The organism is Photobacterium sp. Alg240-V54 (assembly GCF_900537155.1).
Lineage (GTDB): Bacteria > Pseudomonadota > Gammaproteobacteria > Enterobacterales > Vibrionaceae > Photobacterium.
Window position 1 is genome coordinate 598,740 of the sequence record NZ_UNRL01000002.1, and the last position, 16,138, is coordinate 614,877.

At 37.5% G+C, this 16,138-nt stretch carries 15 protein-coding genes; 8 read left to right on the forward strand and 7 right to left on the reverse strand.

Annotated features, from left to right (window positions below):
- Positions 1-125: 125 nt before the first annotated feature.
- From G6R09_RS08195 to G6R09_RS08215, 5 genes are all read left to right on the forward strand, one after another.
- Entirely contained in the window at positions 126-680 is a 555-nt protein-coding gene (locus tag G6R09_RS08195; protein ID WP_163921617.1) for a YcbK family protein, read from the forward strand.
- A gap of 79 nt (positions 681-759) precedes the next feature.
- The gene (locus tag G6R09_RS08200; RefSeq protein WP_163921621.1) at positions 760-1,413 is read left to right on the forward strand and encodes an MBL fold metallo-hydrolase; all 654 of its coding nucleotides are present in this window, start codon (positions 760-762) and stop codon (positions 1,411-1,413) included.
- Between the two features lie 208 nt (positions 1,414-1,621).
- Entirely contained in the window at positions 1,622-2,230 is a 609-nt protein-coding gene (gene uhpA, locus G6R09_RS08205) for a transcriptional regulator UhpA (RefSeq protein ID WP_163921623.1), read from the forward strand.
- The gene (gene uhpB, locus G6R09_RS08210; protein WP_163921625.1) at positions 2,230-3,780 is read left to right on the forward strand and encodes a signal transduction histidine-protein kinase/phosphatase UhpB; all 1,551 of its coding nucleotides are present in this window, start codon (positions 2,230-2,232) and stop codon (positions 3,778-3,780) included. Before uhpA ends, uhpB begins: the two co-directional genes overlap by 1 nt.
- A 31-nt stretch (positions 3,781-3,811) precedes the next feature.
- Positions 3,812-5,107: an MFS transporter gene (locus G6R09_RS08215; RefSeq protein WP_065166186.1), complete on the forward strand. Its 1,296-nt coding sequence runs from the start codon at positions 3,812-3,814 to the stop codon at positions 5,105-5,107.
- Positions 5,108-5,109: 2 nt separating this feature from the next.
- Here G6R09_RS08215 and G6R09_RS08220 read toward each other — a convergent pair whose 3' ends face one another.
- On the reverse strand, positions 5,110-5,772 hold the full coding sequence (locus G6R09_RS08220) for a DUF2982 domain-containing protein (protein WP_163921627.1): 663 nt from the start codon (positions 5,770-5,772) through the stop codon (positions 5,110-5,112).
- 297 nt (positions 5,773-6,069) lie between these two features.
- Between G6R09_RS08220 and G6R09_RS08225 the strand changes: the two genes are divergently transcribed.
- Positions 6,070-6,444 carry a hypothetical protein gene (locus tag G6R09_RS08225; RefSeq protein WP_065166185.1) on the forward strand — a complete coding sequence of 125 codons (375 nt, stop codon included), beginning with the start codon at positions 6,070-6,072 and terminating at the stop codon, positions 6,442-6,444.
- A gap of 219 nt (positions 6,445-6,663) precedes the next feature.
- Positions 6,664-6,969, forward strand: a complete 306-nt coding sequence (locus G6R09_RS08230) for a hypothetical protein (protein ID WP_060996693.1) — start codon at positions 6,664-6,666, stop codon at positions 6,967-6,969.
- A gap of 74 nt (positions 6,970-7,043) precedes the next feature.
- Here the strand turns inward: G6R09_RS08230 and G6R09_RS08235 are convergent, their stop codons facing one another.
- The 5 genes from G6R09_RS08235 to queE all read right to left on the reverse strand — a co-directional run bounded on the left by G6R09_RS08235 (position 7,044) and on the right by queE (position 13,721).
- The gene (locus G6R09_RS08235; protein ID WP_065166184.1) at positions 7,044-8,234 is read right to left on the reverse strand and encodes an amino acid aminotransferase; all 1,191 of its coding nucleotides are present in this window, start codon (positions 8,232-8,234) and stop codon (positions 7,044-7,046) included.
- A gap of 168 nt (positions 8,235-8,402) precedes the next feature.
- Positions 8,403-9,689, reverse strand: a complete 1,287-nt coding sequence (locus tag G6R09_RS08240) for a GGDEF domain-containing protein (RefSeq protein WP_065166183.1) — start codon at positions 9,687-9,689, stop codon at positions 8,403-8,405.
- Positions 9,690-9,872: 183 nt separating this feature from the next.
- Positions 9,873-11,174 (reverse strand): GGDEF domain-containing protein, encoded by a 1,302-nt coding sequence (locus G6R09_RS08245; RefSeq protein ID WP_065166182.1) that lies wholly within the window; start codon positions 11,172-11,174, stop codon positions 9,873-9,875.
- A gap of 202 nt (positions 11,175-11,376) precedes the next feature.
- Positions 11,377-12,777 (reverse strand): asparagine--tRNA ligase, encoded by a 1,401-nt coding sequence (gene asnS / locus G6R09_RS08250; RefSeq protein WP_065176628.1) that lies wholly within the window; start codon positions 12,775-12,777, stop codon positions 11,377-11,379.
- A 263-nt stretch (positions 12,778-13,040) separates the two neighbouring features.
- Positions 13,041-13,721, reverse strand: a complete 681-nt coding sequence (queE, locus tag G6R09_RS08255) for a 7-carboxy-7-deazaguanine synthase QueE (RefSeq protein ID WP_065166564.1) — start codon at positions 13,719-13,721, stop codon at positions 13,041-13,043.
- 270 nt (positions 13,722-13,991) lie between these two features.
- Here queE and G6R09_RS08260 point away from each other — a divergent pair, with 270 nt between their 5' ends.
- Entirely contained in the window at positions 13,992-15,206 is a 1,215-nt protein-coding gene (locus G6R09_RS08260) for an ROK family protein (RefSeq protein WP_065166180.1), read from the forward strand.
- Here G6R09_RS08260 and G6R09_RS08265 read toward each other — a convergent pair.
- On the reverse strand, positions 15,203-16,105 hold the full coding sequence (locus G6R09_RS08265) for a LysR family transcriptional regulator (RefSeq protein ID WP_065166179.1): 903 nt from the start codon (positions 16,103-16,105) through the stop codon (positions 15,203-15,205). The genes G6R09_RS08260 and G6R09_RS08265 overlap by 4 nt on opposite strands.
- Positions 16,106-16,138: the final 33 nt, after the last annotated feature.

The window sequence follows — 16,138 nt, forward strand, 5'->3', positions numbered from 1 at the left end:
GAGATATAAGTTTTATTTTATGTGACTCATGCATTTGACTGATTTATTAACTAAAGATAATGTTTTGCGATATTGGTATATGGATTGCTTTAGAAATAAAGGTCATTTTTTCGGTTGTGTAAGATATGTCAAATTTAGATATTAGTCGTCGCAAATTTTTAACATTAGGTGGATTAGCAGTAGGCGCATGTGTATTACCCAATATTGCAATTGCTAGTCCTTTTCAAGCAACAACACCTCGTACAATGTTAGTGCGCAATTTACATACTGGTGAAGAGTTAGAAACCAAATATTTCAATGGAAAAACCTATGTTGGTAAAGAAGTTCGACGCTTAGATCATCTTTGCCGTGATTTTCGCCAAAATGAAATTGCGCGTATAGATCGTCGTTTATATGATGCAATTGCACAAATTCAATCTTATCTTGGTCATGAAGGTTACGCCCAGCTCTTTTCTGGTTATCGTTCACCTAAGACCAATAAGATGTTGGCAAAGCGTGGTGGTGTTGCCAAGAAAAGTTATCATATGAAAGCACAGGCTATCGACTTCAATCTTGAAGGTGTTCCTTTAGCTAAGATACGTAAAGCAGCGCTAGATTTAAATATTGGTGGCGTGGGTTATTATCCAAATAGCCAATTTATTCATATCGATACTGGGCCTGTGCGTAATTGGAGAGGGTAGTTTATTACTGTATCAATCTGTATTTTTAGTCATATTCGTGGCATGCTGCGCTGCATAATGTCTCAGCGAGGAACTATGAATGAGTCTTCAATACAAAATTGTGCCAGTAACACCATTTCAGCAAAATTGCTCTATTGTATGGTGTGATGAAACTCACCAAGCAGCGATTATTGATCCTGGTGGTGATATTCAGCAGCTTCAGCAAGTAGTTGAAGAACTTGGTGTTAACGTTACTCAATTATTATTAACCCACGGACATTTAGATCATGTAGGTGGTACAGCGCCTCTTGCTCAGATATTAAATGTGCCGATTATTGGCCCTCAACGAGATGATGATTTTTGGCTGCAAGGTTTACCCCGTCAAAGTGAAATGTTTGGTTTTCCATTGACGGAACCCTTTGCGCCAACGCAATGGTTAAATGATGGTGACATCGTTAAGGTTGGTAACCAAACCCTACAAATATTTCATACTCCAGGCCATACACCTGGTCATGTCATATTTTATAGTGCAGATGCTAAAGTAGCATTTGTTGGGGATGTGCTATTTAAAGGTGGTATCGGTCGTACTGATTTTCCACAAGGTGACCATCCAACATTAGTTAATTCGATTAAGACCAAACTGTGGCCTTTAGGTAATGAGGTTACATTTGTTCCTGGACATGGCCCATTGTCTACTTTTGGCCACGAGCGTGTCACAAACCCGTTTGTAGCAGATGAAATGCCATTGTATTAATGAGTTGGTTAATGATGTGTTAGCGAAAAGTTCAAAATAGATTAACTTGAGACCACTGATAAGTTTTATTGTCAGTGGTTTTTTTATGGGTTTTTTTATTGTTAATAATTAACATGCCAAAAACTTGCGTACGGTTATTGTAAACGGTATTTTATGCGCATTAGGGTTGGATTTGTTCTTTTTAATGCTTGTATAGGTATATTTCGTCATGATTACTGTTGCTTTAGTTGATGATCACGTTATTGTCCGCTCTGGTTTTGCGCAATTATTATCATTAGAATCAGACATCAAAGTGGTTAGTCAATTTAGCTCCGCCCAAGAAGCTCGTGATGGATTAGCTAAGCAAGTTGTTGATGTGTGTATTATTGATATATCAATGCCAAATGAGAGCGGCTTAACGTTACTTGAAGACTTATCACAACATATGGCATGTATTATGTTAAGTGTCCATGATACGGCAACAGTCGTGAATAAAGCACTTACGACGGGAGCAAAAGGCTATTTAAGTAAACGCTGCAGCCCTGATGAGCTTATCCAAGCAGTACGAAAAGTCGCTATTGGCCAATGTTATTTAGGATCTGATATAACGACTCAGTTAGGTAACATTGATCCTTACCAGCAATCTGTTGCCTGTCTAACCAAGCGTGAACGTCAAATAAGTGAAATGCTTGCAACGGGCTTAGATGTGAAAGCGGTTGCGATTGAATTAGGGCTGAGTCATAAAACCGTTCATGTGCATCGTGCTAATGCAATGGATAAACTTAATGTGAGTAATAATGTTGAATTAGCGAAATATTTTCCACAAGAAGTGTTGTAATGCGGCAATATCTACTGACTTCATTAGGCGGATGTCTATTTTTTATTTGCAGCTGGTTTTGTTTGTGGGTGATTGCTTTTTATTTTGTCGGTGATCCAGCACTTGCGATTTTATTGTTTCCTTTCTCTTTGCGGTTAGGCATAACCTTACATACCGCTGCTCGCTATTGGCTTTTTATTTATATTGCTGAGTGGGGGCTAATTGTTTTATTGGCTAAAGTGCTGAATGATTTACCGTGGTGGCCAATATTAATAGCCAGTGGTTTATCGTGGCCATTATTATGGTGTTTACGACGTTATTATTATGGCGATCAGTGGCGACAATTATTAGTCATGGCTGTGAGCATTATATCAACCGCCACGATTAATGTTGTAGTGGTGATTGTGTTTAGTTCTATTAACTTAATCTCAGTATCACCTGCCGGGATGATCTTTCTTATTAGTATCACTGGCGGCTTAATGTTAGTGCCAACGTGTTATTTATTATGGAGCTTTTTATTTAGCCGTTCTTGGATTCCACTGACTGTTGCTTTAATTTCTCGCCCCTTAGAATTACGCTATCGTGATCTATGCTTATACGCATTACTTTTTATTGCTAACATCTTTTTGCAAATAAACTTACCAGAAGAATTAAGTCGCTTTGCGCCATTTTGTTTAGCGATACCCATTATCGTGTTTGCTTTTCGGCATGGGTGGCAAGGGGCATTATTAGGCACGCTACTTAATAGCATTGCCTTAATTGCGGCGCGAAGTGATGTTAATAATATGGAGATCACCGATTTATTATTATCGCTATCAGCGCAAAGTCTAACCGGTATTTTGTTAGGTCTAGGCATTCAACGTCAACGGGATCTTAACCGCAAACTGTCTGCAGAATTAGGGAAAAATCATGTATTATCGCGACAGTTAATTAAAACAGAAGAATCAGTCAGACGAGATGTCGCAAGAGAATTACATGATGAAATTGGCCAAAATATTACCGCAATAAGAATGCAAGCGAGCATTTTAAAGCGAGTAGAAACAACCCCTGTTACTCAACAATGCGCTTCGACTATCGAACAGTTATCGCTCAATGTTTATGATACGGCCAAGGGCTTGTTATCACGATTGCGACCTAAGACACTGGATGATCTTGGTTTAGCAAAAGCGGTTGAGCAAGTGGTCTGTGATTTAAAGTTAGAAGATAAAGGCGTAGATGTTGCAATGGCATGGGGACACTCTCAGCAACCATTGTGTGATACCACGAGTGTGACGCTATACCGTATTTGCCAAGAAGCTTTAAATAATATTGCTAAATATTCACACGCGACAGAAGTTATTATTGAATTAAATATTGACCAAAAAATCAGATTGCAAATTGAAGATAATGGTATTGGATTTAAAGCAGAAGATGCCTTCAAGGGGTTTGGTTTACGAGGTATCCGTGAGCGGGTAGAAGTGTTAGGCGGGCAATGTTCAATTATCAGTAACCATTATGATGAATCTCAGCATCTTGTATTACCAAAACAAGTAACAGGCACAACATTGGTAATTGTATTACCGTTGGCATAACCATAAATATATTTATATTCTCAGGTGTAGCATGGCTGATTTATCACATTCGACAATAGAACAACGTTATAAATATTGGCGTTTGCATATTATGGTGAGTATGTATATTGGTTATGCTGGATTTTATTTAACCCGTAAAAACTTCACTTATGCTATGCCTGCAATGATTGCTGATTTAGGTTGGGATAAATCAGACATCGGTATGATGGGGACTTTGTTCTACCTTACTTATGGCTGTTCAAAATTTATATCAGGAATGATATCTGATCGTTCTAATCCGCGTTATTTTATGGGTACTGGCTTAATTGCTACCGGTATTATTAATATCTGTTTTGGTTTTTCAAGTTCTATTGTGGTGTTTACGTTGCTGTGGGTCGCTAATGCTTGGTTTCAAGGTTGGGGGTGGCCTGCATGTTCTAAACTGCTGACGAGTTGGTATTCGCGATCTGAACGTGGATTATGGTGGTCATGTTGGAATACCGCCCATAATGTTGGTGGTGCATTTATTCCGCTGCTGGTTGGCTTTTTAACGCTGCATTATGGCTGGCGCTATGGCTTTTTTATTCCTGGCATCATCGCGATTGTGATTGGTCTTGGCTTATGTTGGCGATTGCGAAATAAGCCAACAGCGATGGGGCTACCCAGTATTGGTTCATGGCGTCATGATCATTTAGAAATAGCTCAAGAAAATGAAGGTATTGGTCTTTCGCAGCGGCAAATATTATTTAAATATGTATTAACCAATAAGTATTTGTGGCTACTTGCGGTGAGCTATGTATTAGTTTATATCGTGCGAACAGCAATTAATGACTGGGGAAATCTCTACTTAACCGAGCAGCATCACTATAGTTTACTATCTGCGAATGGCGCATTGTCATTATTTGAGGTGGGTGGATTCTTAGGTTCGTTGGTTGGCGGGTGGGGATCTGATAAATTGTTTGGTGGTAATCGTGGCCCAATGATTTTACTGTTTGCGATGGGCATATTCTTAGCGGTTGCGGCGTTATGGGTAATGCCAGTGACGAGCTATATATTACAATCTGGCTGTTTTTTTGCGATTGGTTTTTTTATCTTTGGGCCACAAATGTTGATTGGTATGGCTGCTGCTGAGTGTTCTCATAAAGACTCTGTTGGTGCCGCTACGGGTTTTGTGGGGTTATTTGCCTATATGGGAGCGGCGTTAGCTGGATATCCGCTGGCAATCATTATGAACCATTACCATTGGACTGGTTTTTTTGTGGTGATATCTGTGGCGTCAGCTTTTATTGGATTATTATTACTACCTTTTCTTAAAGTACAAACAGCCACGAAGGTACCATTATCATAATGTTAAGCTGCCGCTTTATAGCGGCGTAAGAGTCCAATGAAATCCGCAACAGGCCTATCAATAACATCATCAGCAATAAAAAAATCAAACCCAAAGAAGATTCTATTATAACGCATTCGGTTGGCAAGCATGGCTTGTAGTCCACGAAATTGCTCACCATTGGTTGTAATAAAAGGTGAGTCATCAAATAGCATATCTTCAAGTAGATAGGGTGAATTAGGCTGAGATTTCAGCGCCATGGCCAGTAAAACACGTTGTTCCAGTAATATTCTAGAGGCGACACGTGGGCAAATGGAACCAATAAAATCATCATAATTTGTTAAACGAATGCCGATCCAAGGCAGGGATGTGTACCAGCCCTGAGTGCCCAGCGTTGCATGACCGATATCGGCAATATTGTGCCATGTTGTTGTCCACCCACCGTAACGACTATGATATTGGCAGTGCATAAAGGACAGTGTAAAACTGACGGTTGGCGAATTCATCAGTTTTATCATCAGCAGTAACATTAACATCATTAAAATAACCATAATACCAACGCTAAGCGCTGATAATTGCGATTTGAAATAACTTATAAAAGCGAGGGTTATAGTCATTATGGCGATAAATAACCCAATATAATGTTTGGGTGTTAATTTTTCTGCATGAATATGAAGCGTCTCCATTACGACCTCCTTTGACCATTATTGCTATAATAATTCTATCAATGCTGTTATCAAATATATTTTAGACGTGTATTTTTAAAACGTATTTCGATGAATATGACGATTTTTAGGCTTGTTTTTACTTATAGTATGCCAAAATTCATGATTATTTGACTTTCATTTGCGAGTGATCATATTTATTGATGGATAAATAATCGTTTACTGGTAATTGCGAAATAACCTTGGTATAAAACGCGCTCACTTTTTCTCGCTGAAAATAGTGGTGATCGAAAGTAGTGTAACGGAGCAAATAAAACCATGAGAATTTCTCACAAACGTAATATCCAGCGAAAACTGCATAAACAGAAACCCCTTTTAACTAATACCATCTCTGCAGTTAACGATACTCTAAAAATTGAAACAGTAATTGAAAAAGTAGAAGTTGCAGTGACGGTTCAGCCAGTTGTTGCTTCTAAATCAGTGGTGACATTAACGCCTAAACAGCAACAAGTGTTAGACATTATCGTTAATAATACCGACGGATTAAATCCCAAAGGTATTGGTTTACAAGCAGGTCAGGAAGATGCGAAAGCAGCTTCTTGGGCTACCGGTGCGTTAAAAAAACTAACTGAAGAAGGGTTAGTGGAACGTATCCAGTTGGCAGGGAATAAAGTGTTATATAAAGCACTTTAAGAGATGCCAATCCCGCTTCTCGTTAAGAAGCGGGTTTTTTGTTGTTTGTTTCAATTCTCTCCGTAATGCTATTTTTTTCATCTCTTTAATACTACTGTAATTATTTAGACTATTATTATCTTTATATAAATAACAGTTACGGTTGTTTTGTACTCTGCTATAACTATTAGATAGAGAATGATTCTCAAGGAGTGCGTAAAATTCGGAGAAACTGATCTTATGACGATGATAAGTGCAAAGGAATTTTCTGGTTGGCTACTTGAACGATTTGCAGATGACACACAGGGAGTATCTTTTAGTCGCGAAGATATCAACATGCTGACGGGGAGACAGAGTTTTTCTCTTGGCTATATTCACGATATACATTATGAAGTTATGCGACAAGGGATGGCGTTTGTCACTGACACAACAAGAGAAATGTTTTATCTAGTACCAATAACACAGCGGCCTTGGCGTGAACAACTAGAGAAACATTATGAACATGATCTTTATTGTAATGTTCTACCATTAAACAAATCAGGCTAATATTATTATTACAATAGTTGATAAAAAAGAGGATAAATATCCTCTTTTTTATGGTTTATGTTAGCTATTATTGCTTATAAAACGGCAGCAATTCCCTGACATAATGGCAGCATGTTTGATTTTGTCATGCCTGCAACACTGATACGGCCAGAACCAACAATATAGATAGCAAACTCGTTTTTAAGACGATCGACTTGATCTTTGTTGAGGCCTGAAAATGAGAACATACCATTTTGACGTTCAATAAAACTAAAGTCAGCGTCGACACCACATTGTTTTAGTGTCGCTACAAAAAGTACCCGCATTTCTTGAATACGATCACGCATGTCAGCAACTTCTTGTTCCCACTCTGCCCGCAATACCGCATCGTTGAGAATTTGAGTAACAATAGCAGCACCGTGTGCTGGTGGATTTGAATAAATAACGCGTGCAATTGATTTTACTTGGCTAAAAGAAATTGCAGCTTGTTGTGCATTTTGAGCCACTAAGGTAAAAGCACCAACACGCTCGTTATAAAGACCGAAGTTTTTCGAAAATGAACTTGCAACAAGAAGTTCTGGCACTTGATCAGCAAAGATACGCAATCCTTGAGCATCTTCTTCCACACCACGAGCAAAGCCTTGGTATGCAAAATCAAACATAGGTAATAGGCCTTTATCTAGGCAAAGTTTAGCCAATGTTTGCCATTGGGCATTGGTTGGATCAATACCGGTCGGGTTATGGCAACAACCGTGAAGCAAGACAACATCACCTGATTTTGCTTGATTAAGATCTGTAATCGTCGCATCAAAATCGATATCTTTTGTGTCAGCGTTATAATAACCGTATGTTTTAGTCTCTAAACCCGCAGCACCAAATACGCCATGGTGGTTAGCCCATGTAGGATTACTGATCCAAACCGTAACCTCACCTAACTGGCGTTTAATAAATTCAGCAGCAACGCGTAGAGCGCCTGTACCACCAGGAGCTTGTGCTGTTTGAATACGCTTTTCTGCAATTAGGGTAGAGTCTTCACCAAAGAGAAGTTGTTGTACTGCTAGACCATACTCAGGCGTACCTGGAATACCTAAATAAGATTTGGTTGTTTCTTGTGCTAATAGAATTGCTTCGGCTTTTTTTACTGTCGCTAAAACAGGAGTATTGCCTGCTTCATTTTTATAAATACCTACACCGAGGTTAATTTTATGTGTTCTAGGATCAGCTTTAAAGTCATCTGTTAAACCGAGAATAGGATCTGCGGGTGCAGCTGTAATCTTTTCAAACATATTTGTCATCCATGGGTAAGTAAATAGTTATGTCCCTATTTATACCCTTAGTGATAGAACCTTGACAAGAGGATGCAACAAAATTGTGAATATATATTTATATTTTTTGTACATTTTTACGCTTACCATAAGTGATGGTATTGTTATGTTGCTTTATAAATACCAAGCTTAAACAATGGTAACTTGATTTCGACCGTTGTTTTTGGAATGGTAAAGTGCCTGATCCGCTGCTTTATAAGCATCATTAAAATGGATGTTTTTTGCGCTAATACCACCAATAGATACGCTAATATCAATATCAGAAATAGGGTATAACGCAATTGAGTCACATATTTGCTGGGCTTTTCTAGTAAGTTGCTCGCTATTCATTTTTGGGAATGAAAGCATAAATTCCTCTCCTCCCCAACGAATGGCAATATCATTATTACGAATACAATTATTGATTCGTTTAGTTACAGCTCGAATAACCTCATCACCAACCTCATGACCATAGTTATCATTCACTTTCTTGAAGTGGTCAATATCGATAATTAATAAATTAAAATCAGACTGATTAAGTAGTTTTGTTTCATAAAAATCACGACGATAAAAATGAGTCATTTGGTCATAACGTAAAATGAAGTTTTTATTCGCAATAAGTTTTGTTAAAGAGTGATATAAAAACATTAATAATATAGAAGGTAAAAAGGTGAATTTTAGTAGAGTGTAAAAATTAACGCCTAAATGAATAGGATCAACTTCTGAGCATGGTAATAAATCATGGGTTTGATAAAGGTTATTATTATTCATATTGATAATTGTCATTTTATTACGATTATAATTATCTAATATATTCTTAAACATTGAGTTATTAATATCGATAGCTAATAAAGCGTCTAATTTTTTATTATTATATATAGGGAAATAAACAGTACGAAGAATTTCATCTGTACCTTGTTCAGTGTATATATCCGTTAGCTTTATATTACAGCCATAAAAGGATTGATAGGTATCTGTTAGACCTTCATTTTTAACAATAGAGTTAAGTACCACATGATCATAGAGTTTTAAATACACAGAGCGAAGCGGATCAAAATGTGAATATTTAGCAGATGTTTCAAAAACAGCCACTGTCCAAATATGGTTTTCAGCTAATTTATCTATTTGTAAACGTAGCTTGTTTATGCCTGTTGATAATATTTTTGCTTGTGTTGACGAGTTGACAACGACAGAAACGCCGTTAAATAAGTATTGGCCTTCTTTTAAATCTTCTGTACCGGTATTATTATAAAAAGAACCAAAGCGACGAGCAGCAGAATAGATATTATTTAAAGTTGTGAGATATTGGCCATGTAATTTATTAATATTATAAATGTTATAAATAAAATAAAGGCTAGAGCAGATTATAAAAAACAAACTAAAAAGCTTAAAGTGACGTAGCGTTTTCTTGAAAAAAGCTTTTATATTTATAATCATTACTATCCATGAGGTTGAAAATATCAATGGTTGCATTTTATAGGTTCATGCGGCACGTTAAAATGAAAAACACTAATTTTTTCCATAAAAATATTTTGTTTTTAGTATAAATATACCTTGCAGGTATTGAGTGCTACAATGTGCATAATAAAAATTGTAACAGAATGATTATCTAACTATTTATTAGACAATAGTGTACTGATTTCTGCCATTGTGTTTTGAGTAATAGAGTGCTTTATCGGCAACTTTATACACATCATTAAAGTGAGTGTCAGTGGCTGTAGTACCACCAATAGAAACGGTAATATCAAGCCCCAATATAGGACTTGATGCAATTGAAGTACATATTTGATGTGCTTTAATATGTAATTGTTCATTCGTCATATCTTTAAAGGTAATAATAAATTCCTCTCCACCCCAGCGGACAGCAATATCTTTAGTTCGAATACGGTTATTAATTCGATTAGCAACATGACGTATAACATCGTCACCAACTTCATGACCCTGGGTATCATTAATATTTTTAAAAAAATCAATGTCTATTATTAACAAACTAAAATCACGTTGTTTTAGCCATTTTTTCTCATAGTAATCTCGACGATAAAATGTTGTCATTTGATCTCGCTGAAAATGATCTTTTTTCTTAATAAAGTATATTCTAAAATAACGATAAAAAAGACTTAATAATAGAGAAGGTAAAAAAACGGCGTTTAAAATAGACAATAAATTAATACCAATATTCATTGGGTTTGATTGTGAGCATGGAAGCAACTCTACTATTTTATAAATATTATGATGTGTGTTCATATTAATTATTGTTAGATATTTATTATTATATTGTGTTATAGCATCAGTTAAAAATTGACTTTTTATATCAATAGCCAATAGGGCATCAAGATGCATTTTATTATAAATAGGATAATAAAGTGTTCTAATACGTGTTTGTGAACCATCTTCGATGTAATTTTCGGTAAGTTTTAAATTACAGCCATAAAAAGATTGATATGTATTAAGTAAACCTTCTCGTTCAACAATACGTTGCATAACTGAATTTTCACCGTATTTATCAAATTGATTCAAATATTCTGGCCGAATAGGATCAAAATGTGCGTAATCAGCGGGATTTTCAAGAACAGCAATAGTCCAAATATTATTATTAGTAAGTTGGTTTAACTCTGAACGTAATTTACTAATACCATTTGACAGCACTTTTACTTGACTAGCAGTATTAACAATTAATGATACATTATCTTTTTTATAATGATTTGCTGCTTTATATTCCTCTTGAGTATTGTTGTAATACGAGTTAAAACGGCGAGTATATGAATACACCGATTTAATTTTAGTAATATAGCGTTGGTGAAATCTTTCAATATGGTAAATGTTATAAATTAAATAAAGGCTAGAGAACAGATAAAGAAATAAAGCAAAATATTTAAGGGAAGTAATAGCATGTTTGCTAAATGGGTAATGCTTCGTTCTCATGTTGATGTTTCATTATAAAAGCAGGGTGGAATGTATTCTGCTGGTGAATTATTAAGTGGAATTTAATCTATTTTTGCTATTAAATCAATGATTTTGGATTTCTTGTGAGTATTTACGCGTGCACTTTTATTGATTTATTTTAATTAAACATAAAAAAAGCCACTTTAAAGTGGCTTTTTGAAAGGCGAACTTACTATGAAAATTAGAAGTTTGCTGAACGTGGAGTACGTGGGAATGGAATCACGTCACGCACGTTACCCATGCCTGTTACGTAAGAAACTAGACGCTCAAAACCAAGACCGAAGCCAGCATGAGGCACTGTACCGTAACGACGTAAATCACGGTACCAACCCATGTGCTCAGGGTCGATACCCATAGCAACCATACGTGCATCAAGAATGTCTAAACGCTCTTCACGTTGCGCACCACCGATGATCTCACCAATACCTGGAGCAAGAACATCCATCGCTGCTACTGTTTTACCATCATCATTTAAGCGCATGTAGAAAGCTTTAATGTCTTTCGGGTAGTTCTTAACGATAACAGGTGCTTTGAAATGTTCTTCAGCAAGGTAACGCTCGTGCTCAGAAGACATATCGATGCCCCACTCAACATCGAACTCAAATTTCTTACCAGAATCTAATAGAATTTGGATTGCATCAGTGTAATCCACTTGTGCAAAATCAGCGTTAACAAATTGCTCAAGGCGAGTGATAGCTTCTTTATCAATGCGAGAAGCAAAGAATTCAAGATCATCACGACGCTCTTCAAGAACAGCGGCAAAAACATACTTCAGCATGTCTTCAGCAAGTTTTGCTACATCGTTTAGATCAGCAAAAGCAACTTCAGGCTCAACCATCCAGAATTCAGCTAGGTGGCGGCTAGTGTTTGAGTTTTCAGCACGGAAAGTTGGACCGAACGTGTAAACTTTGCTTAATGCACATGCATAAGCTTCAGCATTTAATTGGCCAGAAACGGTTAAAAATGTTTCTTTACCAAAGAAGTCTTTATCGTAATCAACACTGCCTTTATCGTCTAAAGGAAGGTTGTTTAGATCAAGTGTTGATACACGGAACATTTCACCCGCACCTTCACAATCAGACGATGTGATAAGTGGTGATGATGTCCAGAAGAAACCTTGCTCGTGGTAAAAGCGGTGGATTGCTTGAGATAGACAGTTACGCACACGTGCTACTGCGCCAATCACGTTAGTACGTGGACGTAGGTGAGCAACTTCACGTAAATACTCAATTGAGTGGCGTGTTTTCGCCATTGGGTAAGTGTTAGCGTCTTCAACCCAACCGACAACTTTAACTGCGGTTGCTACTAGCTCAAAATCTTGACCTTTAGCAGGAGAGGCAACAATAGTACCAGTGACTTCAACAGAGCAACCCGTTGTTAATTTAAGTACTTCTTCCTGGTAATTATTTAACTCATTAGAGACCACGGCCTGAATCGGGTCGAAACAAGAGCCGTCATAAATGGCAAGGAAAGAAATTCCAGCTTTGGAATCACGACGTGAACGGATCCAGCCACGAACAGTAATTTCACTGTCAACTGCTAGCTTACCGCTTAATACGTCTGTTACAGGCGCGTAAGTCATGTTTAAGTTATTCTCCGTTTAGGCACTCACTTTGGAATTAAAGTATGACGTGCTTAAAGATATCGTTGTATTAGTAATATTACCTTTCTTACGTCAAGCATCAAGCATTGATCTCATCAGATTGATAAATTGATGTGGGAAAGTGATAATTCACCCACAAGATCGGTTAAGAAACGATCATTTTAGCAATGATAATCAAACTGAGCCTTATCATTGCCTTATTATTTGTTGAAATTATAGTGTGATAATTTTAAAGGCTTAAGTTAAGCAATCGCTAAATATTTATGGGTTTGAATTGATAAACGCCAATTACGTGCGATACAGGTTGAAATACATAACTCAGTTGCGCGAGGCTTTTGACTGATAGGTTGTAAAGCAATGGTGACATCATTACGTAATGTTGCCGTTGCCAAAAGAGCATCTAATTGATCAATATCTTTTTGTGTACCAACAGGGTGTTTAACTTCGTTAGCACGGGCTAGGGCAGAAGTTAAAACCGGTAATTTCGCTTTCATATTGATTTTAGGTGATACCGTAACCCAGGTATTATCACTGGTTAAAATAGCAGAAGTACCACTGGTTTCTATCTGGCAATTAAAGCCTGCGGTTTCTAATGCCGCCGTTAATGGACGTAAATCATAAATACAAGGTTCGCCACCAGTGATAACAACGTGCTTAGCAGTATAACCTTGAGCAATTAATAAATTTACAACGCCATCAGCATCAAGCTGTGTCCAAAGTGGAGAGTCTTCTGTTTTTACCATGATGCGTTCAACGCTGACTAAATCTTCAGGCTCAGCAGTCCATGTTTGTTTAGTATCACACCATGAGCAACCAACAGGGCAGACTTGCAAACGAACAAAAATAGCAGGAACGCCGGTGAATACACCTTCACCTTGAATGGTTTCGAAGACTTCATTAATTTTGTACACGTGGAACCTCATATTCTCTACCGCTACTTTTGTCATTACCAATGAGAGACCATAGTAAATATGGCTGAGTAAAAGCACGCAAGAGATTAAATTTGCTAGTTGAATTTATACTCGACGAAATGTCGATTTATCATTATGTCAGAACCGAAAGCGGAAGTCTTTAGGGATTCCTCGTGACATCTGTCACGTCCTGAGAACAAGAGACTTCACAATTAGTTCGCAAAGTAAAAAAATTAGAAACTGAATGATATTTAGCGCTGTTTTTCCCCTAGGAGTATCGACATGTACGTCGCTCAGCCAGGTCATATTGATCATATTAAAAGAAATAATGCCGGGAGCGTATATAAACTTATTGATCTGTACGGACCTATTTCACGGATTGAATTATCTAAACGTAGTCAACTTGCTCCTGCGAGTATTACCAAAATAACCCGTGAATTAATCGAAGCGCATTTAATAAAAGAAACACAATATCAAGAATCGACGAGTCGTGGGCGTCCGGCAATAGGACTAGTACCTGCCAATGAAGGTTGGCAATTTTTATCGATTCGATTAGGTCGAGGTTATTTAACCATCGCATTACACTCATTAAGTGGTGATGTTTTGGTTGAGGAACGGCAAGATATTAAACAAGTGCAGCAAGATGATGTGGTGTCTAAATTATTAACTGAAATTAATGTTTTTTTTGCTAATCACGTTAGTGCTCTTGATCGTATTTCAGCCATTGCTGTTTCATTACCAGGACTTGTCAATGCTGATGAAGGCATCGTATTACAAATGCCGCATTACACTATAAATAATTTACCGTTAAGTGACATTATTCATCAAGAAACAGGATTACCAGTATTTGTGGGTAATGACACCCGCTCGTGGGCGCTGGCCGAAAAATTGTTTGGTAATTCACAAGGGGTTTCAAATTCTATTTTAGTGTCTGTCCATCATGGTGTTGGTGCAGGAATTATTTTAGATGATAAGGTACTTCAAGGTCGAACCGGTAATATTGGTGAATTAGGCCATATTCAGATTAAACCTTATGGTAAGCGCTGTTTTTGTGGCAATCATGGCTGTTTAGAAACCGTTGCCAGCTTAACGGCAGTATTAGAGCAAACAGCGCTTCGTTTACAAGAAGGGCATACATCAACATTGGTAGCATCGACATTAACCATTGAAGCTATCTGTGATGCAGCAGTTGCGGGTGATGCACTTGCTCGTCAAATTATCATCGATCTTGGTCATCATCTTGGGCAAGCAATAGCGATTATGATTAATCTGTTTAATCCACAACGGATTCTTATTGGCGGCGAGTTAAATCGCGCTAAATCGGTCTTATATCCGGCAATAATGGAATGTATTATTGGTCAAACTTTACCGATTTATAATCGCGATTTAGAGCTGAAAGAAAGTTGTTTTTATACTCAAGCAACCATGCCTGGGGCTGCTTTAGTTAAACAAGCGTTGTATGACGGTCATTTATTAATGAAATTGGTCGATGGCTAAAATTGTTCTTTAATTTCCATGTAGCTCTCTCGAATATGTTCAATGAGGGCTTGAATGCGTTTAGCAGGTTTACGGGTGTAAGGGTAAACGGCATAAATACCAACGACTTTTCCTGCATGGGCGGCTAATACTTCAATCAGTGTTCCTTGTTGTAATTCGTCATAGACTAAACAAGTCGGTAAATATGCAATGCCATTACCAGCAAGAGTCGCCTTTTTTAATGCGGCGGCATTATCTGATGAAAAGTTACCACTGACCTTATGGGTATAGATCTTATTTTGACGAATAAATTGCCATTCAAAAGGACCTGAGCTTTGAGGATTATAACCTAAACAATTGTGGCTATTTAATGCCTTTGGCGTTTCAGGTATTCCGTGTTGTTCAAAGTAAGTGGGTGAGGCGCAGATAACCCAGCGAGAGTTAAAAATATGCCGCGCAATAAGGCTTGAGTCTTCAAGGTAGCCAGTACGAATAACCAGATCGTAGTTATCTGCAACCAAATCGACAAAGTGATTATTAAGTGACATATCAACGGTGAGGCCAGGATGCTTTTGACAAAAACTAGAAACAGCATTCGCTAGCACCAGTTCGCCTGAAATCGTTGGGACTGACATCCGTATTTTACCTGAGAGTGCTTCACTATAGCCGGTAACAGAATCAAACGCGGTTTGAGCAATATTATTGATACTTTTTGCTCGATGGTAGAGCACTTCACCAGGCTCGGTCAGTGTTAGCTTACGCGTGGTACGGTAAATAAGTTGTAATCCTAAACTTGTCTCAAGCTTGCTGATACGTTTACTAACAACAGATTTGGTGATGTTATTGAGTTCAGCAACTTTACTGAACGATCCATGCTCAATAATTTGAGTAAAAAGAACGAGATCATCAATGGCAGGCATATTAATATTCCATGAGTCGGTTTATTGCCGAAT

Coding starts and splice junctions, on each gene's coding strand:
- uhpA (WP_163921623.1), top strand. CDS start 1,622: ATGATTACTGTTGCTTTAGTTGATGATCACGTTATTGTCCGCTCTGGT.
- G6R09_RS08245 (WP_065166182.1), bottom strand. CDS start 11,174: ATGAGAACGAAGCATTACCCATTTAGCAAACATGCTATTACTTCCCTT.
- G6R09_RS08220 (WP_163921627.1), bottom strand. CDS start 5,772: ATGGAGACGCTTCATATTCATGCAGAAAAATTAACACCCAAACATTAT.
- queE (WP_065166564.1), bottom strand. CDS start 13,721: ATGAGGTTCCACGTGTACAAAATTAATGAAGTCTTCGAAACCATTCAA.
- G6R09_RS08215 (WP_065166186.1), top strand. CDS start 3,812: ATGGCTGATTTATCACATTCGACAATAGAACAACGTTATAAATATTGG.
- G6R09_RS08260 (WP_065166180.1), top strand. CDS start 13,992: ATGTACGTCGCTCAGCCAGGTCATATTGATCATATTAAAAGAAATAAT.
- G6R09_RS08235 (WP_065166184.1), bottom strand. CDS start 8,234: ATGTTTGAAAAGATTACAGCTGCACCCGCAGATCCTATTCTCGGTTTA.
- G6R09_RS08230 (WP_060996693.1), top strand. CDS start 6,664: ATGACGATGATAAGTGCAAAGGAATTTTCTGGTTGGCTACTTGAACGA.
- G6R09_RS08200 (WP_163921621.1), top strand. CDS start 760: ATGAGTCTTCAATACAAAATTGTGCCAGTAACACCATTTCAGCAAAAT.
- asnS (WP_065176628.1), bottom strand. CDS start 12,777: ATGACTTACGCGCCTGTAACAGACGTATTAAGCGGTAAGCTAGCAGTT.
- G6R09_RS08225 (WP_065166185.1), top strand. CDS start 6,070: ATGAGAATTTCTCACAAACGTAATATCCAGCGAAAACTGCATAAACAG.
- G6R09_RS08265 (WP_065166179.1), bottom strand. CDS start 16,105: ATGCCTGCCATTGATGATCTCGTTCTTTTTACTCAAATTATTGAGCAT.
- G6R09_RS08195 (WP_163921617.1), top strand. CDS start 126: ATGTCAAATTTAGATATTAGTCGTCGCAAATTTTTAACATTAGGTGGA.
- G6R09_RS08240 (WP_065166183.1), bottom strand. CDS start 9,689: ATGATTATAAATATAAAAGCTTTTTTCAAGAAAACGCTACGTCACTTT.
- uhpB (WP_163921625.1), top strand. CDS start 2,230: ATGCGGCAATATCTACTGACTTCATTAGGCGGATGTCTATTTTTTATT.